At 34.3% G+C, this 12,730-nt stretch carries 11 protein-coding genes; 4 read left to right on the plus strand and 7 right to left on the minus strand.

Annotated elements, in window-relative coordinates; translation table 11 throughout:
• Positions 1-59 precede the first annotated feature (59 nt).
• Positions 60-2,900 (minus strand): LysM peptidoglycan-binding domain-containing protein, encoded by a 2,841-nt coding sequence (locus IGJ55_RS01670; protein WP_430607202.1) that lies wholly within the window; start codon positions 2,898-2,900, stop codon positions 60-62.
• Between the two features lie 184 nt (positions 2,901-3,084).
• Between IGJ55_RS01670 and IGJ55_RS01675 the strand changes: the two genes are divergently transcribed.
• On the plus strand, positions 3,085-3,408 hold the full coding sequence (locus IGJ55_RS01675; RefSeq protein ID WP_430607203.1) for a helix-turn-helix domain-containing protein: 324 nt from the start codon (positions 3,085-3,087) through the stop codon (positions 3,406-3,408).
• 373 nt (positions 3,409-3,781) lie between these two features.
• A complete protein-coding gene (locus tag IGJ55_RS01680; protein ID WP_430607204.1) occupies positions 3,782-4,351 on the plus strand; it encodes an antirestriction protein ArdA in 570 nt (189 codons plus the stop codon).
• 30 nt (positions 4,352-4,381) lie between these two features.
• Here the strand turns inward: IGJ55_RS01680 and IGJ55_RS01685 are convergent, their stop codons facing one another.
• The 4 genes from IGJ55_RS01685 to IGJ55_RS01700 form a co-directional block, all read right to left on the minus strand.
• Positions 4,382-5,203, minus strand: coding sequence for an S-4TM family putative pore-forming effector (locus IGJ55_RS01685; protein WP_430607205.1), 822 nt, complete (start codon positions 5,201-5,203; stop codon positions 4,382-4,384).
• Positions 5,204-5,205: 2 nt separating this feature from the next.
• Positions 5,206-5,853 carry an SEC-C metal-binding domain-containing protein gene (locus IGJ55_RS01690; protein WP_430607206.1) on the minus strand — a complete coding sequence of 216 codons (648 nt, stop codon included), beginning with the start codon at positions 5,851-5,853 and terminating at the stop codon, positions 5,206-5,208.
• Entirely contained in the window at positions 5,850-7,025 is a 1,176-nt protein-coding gene (locus IGJ55_RS01695; protein ID WP_430607207.1) for a nucleotidyltransferase domain-containing protein, read from the minus strand. The genes IGJ55_RS01690 and IGJ55_RS01695 overlap by 4 nt, the downstream gene beginning before the upstream one ends.
• Positions 7,026-7,291: 266 nt before the next feature.
• On the minus strand, positions 7,292-8,581 hold the full coding sequence (locus IGJ55_RS01700; RefSeq protein WP_430607208.1) for a hypothetical protein: 1,290 nt from the start codon (positions 8,579-8,581) through the stop codon (positions 7,292-7,294).
• A gap of 241 nt (positions 8,582-8,822) precedes the next feature.
• Here IGJ55_RS01700 and IGJ55_RS01705 point away from each other — a divergent pair, with 241 nt between their 5' ends.
• The gene (locus IGJ55_RS01705) at positions 8,823-9,212 is read left to right on the plus strand and encodes a hypothetical protein (protein ID WP_430607209.1); all 390 of its coding nucleotides are present in this window, start codon (positions 8,823-8,825) and stop codon (positions 9,210-9,212) included.
• Positions 9,213-9,401: 189 nt separating this feature from the next.
• On the opposite strand, the gene guaA is transcribed toward IGJ55_RS01705, so the two are convergent.
• Together guaA and coaA are read right to left on the minus strand one after the other, a co-directional pair.
• The gene (gene guaA / locus IGJ55_RS01710) at positions 9,402-10,958 is read right to left on the minus strand and encodes a glutamine-hydrolyzing GMP synthase (RefSeq protein WP_348921641.1); all 1,557 of its coding nucleotides are present in this window, start codon (positions 10,956-10,958) and stop codon (positions 9,402-9,404) included.
• A gap of 95 nt (positions 10,959-11,053) precedes the next feature.
• The gene (gene coaA / locus IGJ55_RS01715; RefSeq protein WP_069641246.1) at positions 11,054-11,977 is read right to left on the minus strand and encodes a type I pantothenate kinase; all 924 of its coding nucleotides are present in this window, start codon (positions 11,975-11,977) and stop codon (positions 11,054-11,056) included.
• Positions 11,978-12,135: 158 nt separating this feature from the next.
• Between coaA and IGJ55_RS01720 the strand changes: the two genes are divergently transcribed.
• Positions 12,136-12,726 carry a GDSL-type esterase/lipase family protein gene (locus IGJ55_RS01720; protein WP_430607211.1) on the plus strand — a complete coding sequence of 197 codons (591 nt, stop codon included), beginning with the start codon at positions 12,136-12,138 and terminating at the stop codon, positions 12,724-12,726.
• Positions 12,727-12,730: the final 4 nt, after the last annotated feature.

Genomic DNA, 12,730 nt, shown 5'->3' on the forward strand with positions numbered 1-12,730 from the left:
ATGAGCCTCCTTCTCTTAATGAAACTAGGTGACAAATAACTGCCACCTAGAAACGAGTATTATCTTGCTGTTGAGTGATTACCTGTGATAACAGTAGTTGTAACAACATAGTTATTGCCTTGTTTCACTACAAATACACCAACCGACATGTCAGTATATCCTTTTGCAGCAATATTAGAATAGTGCATGGCAGCCGATGTATTTCCTGCTAGATACGCAGCACGTTCTTCTTCAATGTATTGTTGGAACATTGCTTGTGCAATTAGCTTGGCTAACTCGCTTGAATCGCCGTTCACTTTAGATGCTGAAATTGTAGACTGAGAAATATTTTCTGTTGTGTTCGCCATCTCTGTATCGCCTGTGTTATAAGATAATTTATACGTGCCATTTTCCAGATCATTTTCTGGTCTAGCGTGGTCGAAATTGTACATTACCTCGACTGCACGAGAAGAGGTGCGATCACCGACTTTATCATCAGTCGTTAGATTCGTTTGATTGTAGTTGTAATTCGCTTGTTCTGCTTGAACCATTTTTGCAAATTCTTCTGCTACTTTAGCTGTCAATTCGGCATCCGTTAATTCACGAGCTTGTTCAAGTGAAACGGCTGTATCATCTTTACTTACTTGATTTTTTATATCAGTAATTTTTTGATCGGTTGATGATAAGATATTATCAATAATTGGATCAGTTTGGGTAGCTTTTTTCTTATACGTAACAGTAGTAGTGTAAGTTGTTATAGTATCTCCATTAGGTAGCGTTTCAACTGATTTTACTGGCGTTGATTCTGATACTTTTTCATAATCTGTTAAGTCTGTGAGAACTTTTCCAGATTCGTCTACACTGATGTTTACATGTTTATCAGTATTTACGTTTTTGTGATAAGTGATCGTCGTTGTATAGGTTGTCACTGTATCACCATTAGGTAAAGTCTCTACTGTCTTAACGGCTTCAGATTCGGAAATCTTTGTGTAGCCAGTTAAATCAGTAATAACGTTACCAGCTTCATCAATCGTAATCGTCACATGCTTATCTGTATTGTTCACTTTACGATAAACAATTGTCGTAATTTGAGTCGTCACAGTGTCACCATTAGGCAAGGTTTCAACTGTCACGCTATTATCACGACTTAGTTCAACATAATTAACCAAATCTGCTTCATCAATTGGATTTCCTACCTCATCAATATGATAGGTTACGGATTTATCTGTGTTGATCGTTTTATGGTAAGTAACGGTTGTTGTATATGTGGTTATTGTATTCCCATTTGGTAAGGTTTCAACTGTTTTAACCACTTCTGATTCTGATACTTTTACATAGCCTGTTAAGTCAGTTAGTCTGTTTCCAGCTTCATCAACGTTCACCGTCACGTATTTATCTTCATTAGATGGCGTTGTTGTACCACCATTATTTATTTCTGGCAATTCCTTCTCTGTGTTATTCGCTGTATCGTTTGCATTGGTTACTGGTGTTTCATCTGCTAAATTTTCTACAACATTATCGGCGGAGTCCTTAATCTCTTCAAAATCTTTTTTGCTTTGGTCGGCTTGTTGATCTAGTTGTGCAATTTGCTGATCCAGCTGTTCAATTTTATCTTTTAATGTCGTAATTTGTGTATCTAATTCTTTGAGACGTGCTTCAAAATCAGCTAATTGTTTTTGAAGTTTTTTTGCTTCTTCTACTGTTGAAGCTGTCACCGTTTCAGGCAAGCTATTTAATTCTGTTTCAGCTGTTACTAAAGCCACTTGAGCAGCTTCTACATTTGCTCGTGCTGTGGCAAGTTCAGCTTCTACAGTTGTTAATTGTGTTGTTGCTGTATCGTAGTTCGTTTGAGCAGTTGCTAAGTTATCAGTGGCTACATTTAATTCATTTTGATAGGCTGTTAAATTCGCTTGTGCAGCATCCATTTCTAATTGCAAGGCAGCTAGTTTTGCTTGAGCTGCTGCATCATTTGCAGTGGTTGCTTGTTCTGCTAGAGCATCCATTTGAGCTTGCACTTCATTGACACGATTCTGAGCTGCATCTGCATTTGCTTGAGCAGTTGCAAGTGTCGTTTGGGCATTTTCTAGGGCTGTTTGAGCAGCGGCTTGAGCTGTTGTAGCCTCAGCTACTTTAGCTTCTGAATTTGTTACAGCAGCTAATTGAAGATCATAGGCTGTTTGTGCCTCGTCTACTTTTTGTTGCAAGTCATTACGTTTCGCTTGTAAATCTAATAAAGTACCGTTATTGCTTTCATTAAGAGCTGCCAGTTCTTTTTCAACTTCCTCTTTCTCTTTTTCAACCTGTTCCTTATCCTTTTCAGCTTCTTCCAGTTGGGATTCAGCCTCTTCTTTATCTGCTGTAGGATTTTTTGATGGCGTTGAAGGTTTAGTTATTGGAAGAGAAGCATTCGGTTTATTGTTAGTACCTGTATTGGTTTTAGCAGGTTGATTTGTTGTAGCTTGTCCAGCAAATAGCTGTGTTGTATCAATTTTATCATTGTTGTTAAGCTGTGTTTCGCTAATAACTTCTCCTGCTGCATTAGTGACAGTCATTTTGGAGCCGTCAAAAGAAATCATTGTTCCAACAGGTACAGAGTATTGAGAGCCTAACTCAAATCCATTAGCGGTCATTAGGGTTTCCCATTTTACGTTCACAGCGAGCGCAATATTATAGAAGGTATCTCCTTCAACAAATGTATAGGATGATTGATTTTCTTTTAGTGTTGCTTTGATTGCTTCCACTGAATTAACTTGCCACTCAGCAGCTTGTACAGTTTCTGACTCTACTAAGAATGCTCCACCAAATAATAAGGTAGAAAATAGCATTCCCTTAATCAGCCAGCCTTTCTTTCCTTTTACCATCTTAGCGCGGTATTTTTGTTCAGTTGCGTTAACCATGTTCTTATTCTTCGTATTTTTCATAAAATACTCACTCTCCTTTTAATATTTACTGTATTTTTTCTGAACAAGTACTATTATATCACGTTAACGTACTTTTAAGAACTGTAAATAATAGTTAATCGTACTTTTGAGATGTGATATTTTGAGCAGAAACAGTTTAATCTTAGTTAAGAGGAAGACAAATTTAACATTAGAGGTGAATCCAATGCAGCTTGATAGTGAAGTGTCAAAAAGAATCAGAGAGATTCGCATCAGTAAAGGCATGAGTCAAGAAATGCTAGCACAAAAGGCAGATATCAATTCAAATTTCTTAGGTCGAGTGGAACGAGGAGTTAGTAGCAATCTACAATTAAAAACGCTTGATAAGATAATTTCAGCCTTGGAAATTGATTATCCTACATTCTTCTCTTTCAATATAGAAACAGCAGATAAGAAAACAAGAATCATGAATAAGTTATCTTTATCTTCTCAGCAAGACGAGATTTTAGATGTCATTGATAGCATTTTAGATATTGAGAAAAACAATTAAAGACGATGAGTTGATAGAAGTTTGCATACGCAAGCTTCTTTTTTTACGTGTTTTACTTTTCCAACCGTATGTCTCTCTGTCATGTTCCATTCTGCCCTTTCGAGTTCGGACGATGCAATTTAGCAATTTTGTTTGATTGCCTACAAGGAATCAGGCGAGCCTTCGAATACTTCGTCCTTTCCGTCAATCAAAAAAATTGCTGTGTCAATTGCGCCGAAAGCGAAAGAGCAAAATGAACCATTCATTGAAAGTTGATACATAAACTTTGAAAACTAAAAGAGAAGAGAAAATCGTCAGGATTGCATCCTAACAAACTGCGCCTCAGCTCGAAACAAAATGGATGGTCAAAAAGACAAAGAGAGGAAGAAATAAGATGGAATTAGTAAAAGTAACGGAAGAAATGATGATGGAGCAAGATGGAAAAAGAGTTGGCGGTGATAGCGATCATTGGATATATTTAACTAATTTGAAAGCTTATAATGAAGGATTTTTGTTGGGTGTGTATTTACACTTTCCATTTGATGAGGACGACTTGGCTCAAGCCTATCAAACGATTTGTGTGGGAAATGAGTTTGTGGATGAATTTGGTTATTCGTATGAAGAGTATTTTATTACTGATTATGATGTGCCATTTTCTGTAGGAGAGTATGATTTTCCTCAATCTTTAGCAGAAAGGTATGATAGTTTGGAAGAGTATATGGGTTATCCAGATGAAGTAGTTCGAGTGATTGCAGAAAATAGAGATGCTGAGGTAACTATTATTGAATTGGATGATACAGGAGTGAGCGATCATGAGAAGTTGGGATATGCTTTGGTAGATTTGGGGTATTATGATATTCCTGAGCAGTTGGTGAATTATATTGATTATGAAGCTATTGGGAGGGATTATGATTTTGGGACTAGTGGAGAGTTTATAAATGAGTACTATGTAGAATTTATATAGATAAAAAGATGACTCATTTAGGGTCATCTTTTATTTATCTGATCTAAAAACAGATACTTCTTCATGTATTTTTTTAGTTTGGAAAAAATAAATTAGTTTATTGGACGTTCTAGAGATTGAGCGTTTTTTATCAATTTCAGATTGCAAGTAAATTAAATCAGTATCTTTATCACACAGCAAGTTTTCAATATTGGAATTTATGTTAGACACTTTTTTCATGTTTACAAAAGTTGAGTATAGCTTTTTTGTAAATGATGCGAAGGTGACAAATAATCCAAATAATACTTCATAAAAAGTTAGTTCAGAAGTTGACAGTACAAGAAATAATACTCCTACAAATATTAATACGCAGAAATAAGCACTACTATTAATTCTTTTATCGAAATAAATATTTTCTCTCATGGCTGATTTAATTGCTTGTTCTTGAGACAGATTTTTTTCCACAGTTGTGTACCAATTTTTTACTCCTTTAGGTTTATCAATTCCAGAATTGCTAGTTTGTCTTTTAAAAAATTCCTTGTTCCTAGCTTCATATGTTTTAGATAGATGAATCAATTTTTCTTGAAAATCATTAGTCCATCCATATACATAATAATCAAAACTTTTTTTTAATTCCGCAGCAGTATCAGTAAACTTATCGATATAGTAGTCTAATATGAAAGAAGCGAGGAACCAAATCATCATCAAATAGTTCAAAAATATACTTTGCAAGAAAAAAATTTTAAGTATAGGAAGTGATAGAACAATAATCCATTGTATTATATCAATAGTATCGGCTCTATTATACAGCAATCTCGCTGTAGTTTGTATTCTCAGCGATTTGCTTTCATTTTGTTTTTCTAATATCTCCATAACTAACCTCCCTTTAGCAATATATAATCTTTTTTCATTTGTGCATGCTCTAATGGATTAGAAAGAATAGCGTTTAATGTGCTCCAATGACAATTTTTAAACTTCAAACCCGAATTACAGGGGCATTTTTTATTTCGGAATTTATTTTTTAATTTATTCACTTGCATAAGATTTGAAACTTGTTGATTTGTAGTCACATTAAAAACTTCTTTATATGTTTCTAAAATCCCTAAATTTCCATGTCCACGATCTCCATGTGGAAAAACCCCATATTTATTATAATACTCATACGTTCCTAAAAATTCAGCAATTAGCGAGATATACTTATCTAAAGAATAGTCAGGTTTCATTTTTCTTCTTATATCCAATTCTGTACCCAAACAAAACGTTCCCTTGGTATCAGGATTAACATGTGGAAAATTATTAACTCGCTTTTCTCCTGCTTCAAAGACAATAGGTAGCTCAATGGGATAATTTTTTGGAATTTCTAAGTGGATTTTGTAATCAATCAAAAAGTTTGCTCCATTAATTGCAACTTTAGCATCAAAATCGAATAACACAATAATTGATTTTTCTTGATTTGTAAAAGATGCTATTCTAATTCCGTCTAAAGAATTAAATAGATTTTTTACATGTGGAAAATCTATCATTTTATTCTCCATGGCTTGGATGAATTAGAAGTTACCGAAAATTGTTTTTTCTCTGTATCTGATACAGGTGAGTCAATCGCAAATGCATTATAAATCTCAGTGACACTTCTTTCTTCATTATTTTTTTCTATTAATGTTGCAAATGTATCTTGTAAATTATCAATCCAAATAAAGAAATCCTTAGCTTTAGTTTCATCTTCATTCCAAGAATTTAAAATATTATCTTTACCGTTTGCTGGATTATTTAATACCCACTGTCCCATATCACGAGTAATAATATCTGAAATTGCATATCCAGTAACATTCATTCTTTTAGATAAACTATTGGTAGGATAGTTTTTAAGTTGTTGTAGTTGTGTAATAACTTGTATTAGTAAATCTAACTCACTAGAAGTGGGTCTTAAATTTTTTGCTAGCTTTCCAATAATTGTTGTAATAATAATTGAAGAAGGTCTATTATCAGAGTTTCGGCGATAGTAGAAGACATCTCTAGTACGCTTTAATATTTTGATGATATTCAATAAATTATTGTTAAATTCATCATCAGGCAGTTCTTCAATAGAAGCAGAAAAGCTATTATCGCGTTTTTCTAATAAGTATCTACTATGGAATTGTTGAATTTCATTTTCAAACCATGTTACGTATCCTTTAGGATTATTTGTTATCCAGTAATTGTTTTCTTCAAGAGTGTTAGGGATAGCCACAGAACTTTTAACCAAATGAGGATTCTCAGTTATGCCAGTTAATAGTTGAACTGTCCTGTAATCTTCAGGAACACTTGGGATTATATCAATAGAGAAATCTACCCCATCCTGTTCCTTAAATTCAATTGTAAAACATTTGTCTGACTCTTCAAAAGTATTTGAATATCTACTATCTTTCAAAGCATTTCTAAAGTATTCTTTTAGAATTTTAGGGCTAATTGATTCTTTCGTAACATTGACTTCACAAATAACATCAACATCGTAAGCACGGTCTCTGCCGTTTTTATAAGGTCGAATAGCTGTTTTAGTTGCAAATGAGCCTTGAGCGTAAAAAGAAATTTCTAATCCAGATTTTTCTTCTATTGATTTACAAACATTGGTGTAGAGGTCAATTGCCCTATCTCGTTGTGTCTTTGTTAAATCGACTTTTTCCAAGATTTTTTTCAGTTGCTCTTTTGATTTTTCCATTTATTTCCCTCCGATTTTTTCTACATACATATCAACAATCTTTTTAACCTAAAAAAACAAACTAACGTTCTCGTTTATTCTATCATAAATTAAAAATAAAATAAAGTTAGGGAATAGGTTATATTGTGCTTTCGAATAATAAAAGTCTATCCGAACACTATATATAGTGTTTAGATAGACTTTAGTGAGGGGGTTCTTAGAAATTGAATCGGTGAACTATATTTTGAAAGCAAGAATAAAAAAATATTCCCTTAGAAGGTATTTTACTAAATCTTTTCTTTCTCAAATCTGTATACTGTAGTGCCATCTTCTTCGACACTTTTTAACATTCCTTGTTCTAAATCATATTCCTCATCCTTATATACTATTGTCGCACTAAAACTTAAGGGGTAAATTGACTCTTTACTAAATTTTAAACCATAAATTTTTATACCATATTTCGGAAGTCTTGAACCTGTCAAAAAACAATCATCTTCAAAAGATGAGTTAAGTAAATAGAACATATTTTTAATATTTGATTGTTGCATATCAAAGAATCTGAAGAATTTATTACCCTCTATTTCAACATCTGAAACGGACATATCTGAAAATTTAGTAGCGCTTGAAAAAACACTGTCTTTAATTTTTATTGAGCGTAAATTTAAGTAGCCTAACGAAGTAAAATTATTAAATGTACATTTATTTATTATGATATCACTATATTCATTATTCCCATTTCTTGAGTTAAATTCTACAGAACCATAGAAAATACAATTATCAAAGTACAAGTGTAAATTATTATGTATTTTGAAAGTGTTATCCCCTTTAAATATACAATTTTTAAATGAAGAAATCCCTCTAAAAATAAAATTTGAGATTATTTCTTTAAACGAAGAATTAGTTGAATCAAAGGTGACGTTTTCAAATGTTGCCTTGCTTAAAGTATATAGATTACGTTCATTTAATACTTCTAAATATAAATATTCATCCTTAAATTCACCTATATGAAGGTCATTGTATTCACAGAAATCTATTATATGAGTAGTGGAGTAGAGGTATCTCAACAAATATCTTGCATCAGCACGAACACATTTTTTCTTATCTCTAAGAAGAGAGTGGAGATAATCTGCTAAAATTATGACTAAATCATCAGCTAAGAGCATACCTGAATTTTCTGTATTTATTCTTGGCTCCAGTATTTGTTTATCTATAGCTTCTTCGATATCTCTAATGTCTGATAAACATTGTCTTTCAGAATTATTTGAATCTAAATTTGCTATTGATCTGTCTAAATTTCGTTTTATAAATAGTAATTCTTCTTTTTCTTTTAAAATTTTATTGTTGTGTTCATTTGAAACTTGTTCCATTCGCACCATTAAAATATTCAATAGAGTAGGAACTAAAACTAAAATTGTTCCAATGCCAGCCCAATATGCTGTTACGTACTCTAGTCCAAATTTATCCAAGAAAAAAAAGTTTGGAATTACTTTATTTTGATTGTAATCAAAAATAACTCCAGCCAAAAGACCAATAATTGCTATTAAAAAAATTGTATTTACGACTTTATATTTTCTCATAAAAAACCTCCTGTTTCTTAATTATACTACATTTTTACGAAAATAAATTGTATTAAAAATAAGCTACTAAACAAGTTCAATGAGGAATGATTGACTTAGAGATTTGAAAGACTACAAATGTTTTCTCATTTGTTTAAAGAGTATTTTCCACATAACTGTAATTTGAATGGAAGTATAAAGAATAACTTGAAAAAAATACAAATCAATCATATGGTATATATTATAAGAGGGGGATGATAGAGTGTTTGATTATACTGCTTATCTACAAAAAAATGATTCAATGTCTTTTGAAGAAGCATTGGAAATTTACAACTCTGTTCTTAATGTACTGGAATGCAAAGATGAATATTTACATGAGCTATGGAAAGAAGTCATAGATTCAGCTTTAGTCTATTCTAATATGAGAACTAACTGGAATTATTTTTCAAGGGAAGAGAAACAGGAGAAGGACAAATTGAGAACTAGCTATCATAATACATTTATGATCAATCTAAAGGCATTCCATAAGCTAACTGAACAATTAGAACTAGGTACTAGTTGGAGAGAAAAACTTGGTTCATCAGAAGATAGAAAACGCTGGGGAGATTTTGCAGGGTACATTTTATGTTTTGAAAATATTAGAGCTAGATAAAGAAAACAATTTGAGAATGCTATAAAAAGTAGGCTCATAAAAAATAAACCCCTGTCAAGCGTTATCCTGACAGGGGTTTTTGGTAGGGAAAATGGTAGGGAACCATATCATTTTTAATGAAAATCAAGCATTTCATAAGTTGAAAAACGTTGATTTATCGGCATTCCCCATCCTTATTATGTTGGCTCTTTATTCCCACTCAACAGTAGCAGGTGGCTTACTCGTAATATCATAAACAATCCGATTCACATGATCCACTTCATTCACGATCCGCACAGAAATCTTCTGCAAAACATCCCAAGGAATTCTAGCAAAATCAGCTGTCATTCCATCAATCGAAGTCACTGCACGAATGCCCACAGTATAATCATACGTACGGCCATCACCCATCACACCCACACTACGGATGCCAGGTAATACAGTAAAGTACTGCCAAATATCACGATCTAAACCAGCATTGGCGATCTCTTCACGTAAAATCGCATCAGAATCACGCACGATTTCTAATTTTTCTTCAGTAATTTCACCAAGAACACGAATCCCTAAACCAGGACCAGGGAATGGTTGGCGCCAAACTAGCGCTTCTGGCATTCCTAATTCGATACCTAATGCACGAACTTCATCTTTAAACAAAGTATTCAATGGTTCGATCAATTCAAATTGCATATCTTCTGGCAATCCGCCCACGTTATGGTGAGATTTGATTGTTTGCGCTGTTTCAGTTCCACTTTCTACGATATCTGTATAAAGGGTACCTTGTGCTAGGAAGTCGATTCCATCAAGTTTTGTCGCTTCATCATCGAAAAGATAAACAAATTCATTTCCAATGATTTTACGTTTTTTCTCTGGATCAGAAACGCCAGCTAATTTATCTAAGAAACGTTCTTTTGCATCTACTTTAATAATGTTTAAGCCAAATTTTCCACCTAAACTATCCATTACTTGTTCTGCTTCACCTTTGCGCAATAAACCATGATCTACAAAGATACACGTCAATTGATCGCCGATGGCTTTTTGTAACAGCACACCAACAACGCTTGAATCCACGCCGCCTGAAAGGCCAAGAAGGACTTTTTTATCGCCGACTTGTTCGCGGATTTTGTTGATTTCCATTTCGATGAAGTTACCCATTGTCCAGTCGCCTTCGCAATGACAAATATCAAAAGTAAAGTGACGTAATAAGTCGTTGCCATATTCAGAATGACGTACTTCTGGATGGAATTGCACACCGTACAGGTTGCGGTCTGTATTTTGAACTGCTGCAAACGGACAATCTGCGCTAGTTGCCACCGTTTCAAAGCTATCAGGGATAGCAGCGACTAGGTCACCATGACTCATCCAAGCGATTTGTTTTTCAGGTGTTCCTTTAAAAATAGGTGAATCAGGAATCAAAAGTGATAGCTCTGACTTACCATATTCACGGTTACCAGCAGGCTCAACTTTTCCGCCTAAATTATGCATCATCAGTTGCATACCGTAACAAATCCCTAGAATTGGAATGCCTAATTCATAAATTTCAGGATCGATACTAAACGCATTTTCATCATAAACACTATTTGGGCCACCAGAGAAAATAATTCCCTTTGGTGCCATTTCGCGAATTTCATCCGCTGTGATTCGGTGGCTCAATAATTCTGAGAACACGCCAAATTCACGAATACGTCGAGTAATCAATTGGTTATATTGACTACCAAAGTCTAAAACAATAATTTTTTCGACAGTTGTCAAATCGGCAACATTGGTCACATTTATTACCCCTATCCATTTAGATTTATCTAATAAAAGGTCAAAAAGAATTTTTTGACCTTTTTAGAATCAAGTTAAGTGATACATATCTATCTTTAGTATTTACGCATGAAAATCTCATCAATAATATGATTTTCAGTCTTATGAAGTATAATATCCGCTCTACCTCGAGTTGGCAAGATATATTCCTCTAAGTTTTTCAAATTCACCGTTTTCCAAACTTCTTTAGCCATCGCAAAGGCATCGTCACGATTGCCGATTGCATATTGATAATAGTAATTATCTGGATCAAGAAAAGCTGTATCGAGTAAGGCACCAAAACGTTCAAGGTACCATTTTTCAATCAACTTCGGTTCAGCATCCACAAAGACGGAGAAGTCAAAGAAGTCGCTGACGTAAATTTGCTGATTGGCAGGCAATTGCAGCGTGTTGATTCCTTCAACGATCAGAATATCTGGTTGTTGGATCACTTCATATTCGCCTTCAATAATATCATAGACACTATGAGAATAAAGCGGTGCTTTGATTTCTTCTTGGCTATTTTTGACTTGGTTTAAAAAGTCGATCAACTTTTCCATGTCATAGCTCTCTGGAAATCCTTTCCGATCCATAATGCCCTTTTCTTCCAATACTTTATTCGGATACAAAAAGCCGTCCGTCGTAATCAGTTGGACATTGCGGCGTTTAAAGGTTCTGGATAAAATCAGCTGCAGTAAGCGAGCGGTGGTACTTTTCCCAACAGCCACACTACCAGCGATCCCGATGATAAAAGGCGGAACAGGCACATATTCATGCAAAAATAGCCCTTTGCTAACAGTTAAAGACTCAAATTCTTTCATATATAAATGAATCAGATGAGTCAGTGGCACATAAATGTCCTGCACATCCTGCAATGAAATTTGATCATTGAAGCCTTTGATATCTTCTAATTCTTCTTCTGTCAGCGGCGCTTTGCCGTTATGATAGAAGCCCTGCCATTCCTTCCGTGAAATGGGGTAATAATTCATTTTATCGTCCATCGGTTCCTCCACCAAAGCCAACATTTATTTCTGCTCCTATTTTAACACAATTTAGCTAGACCTAACACCAATTCCTAAAATAATTCTTTGCCTCAGCAAAACGGCCTTTTCAATGGTATGATAAATAAAGAAAACGAGTTGAGAAAGGAAAATGCTTGATGAAAAAAATCGTTTTATTTGGAGATAGTATCACAGCTGGATATGGCGAAGAAGCCATCACGCCAATTTTGCAAAATCTGATCACTGAAGATCTAGCAGCCCAAAATTATGAAGAGGTGATGATCGTAAATGCTGGCATGCCAGGAGATACCACGCAAGCTGCAATGAACCGTTTGGACAAAGAAGTTGTAGCTGAACAAGCAGATATCGTAACCATCTTTTTCGGCGCGAATGATACGAATAGCGACAATCTAGTACCTTTAGAAAAATACGCAGAAAACATCGAAACAATGATTAATAAAATCGGCAAAGAAAAAGTGATTTTACTCACACCGTCTTATGTAGATTGCGCTAGAAAACCAACACGTGCTGATGATCGGATTTGTGAATATGTCGAACGAGTGAAAGTAATCGGCGCTAAATATGAAATTCCTGTTATTGATTTATACAAAGCAATGGTGGTTTACCCCGGCACAGATGAATTTTTACAAGCAGACGGACTTCATTTTTCTAAAACCGGTTATGACCTATTAGCTGCCTTGATTGTTCGTGAAATAAAAGGTAGACTGGTGACAAGAGAAAATAGTTAGGAAG

The organism is Enterococcus sp. AZ170 (genome assembly GCF_050545135.1).
GTDB classification, from domain to species: Bacteria; Bacillota; Bacilli; order Lactobacillales; family Enterococcaceae; genus Enterococcus_L; species Enterococcus_L ureilyticus.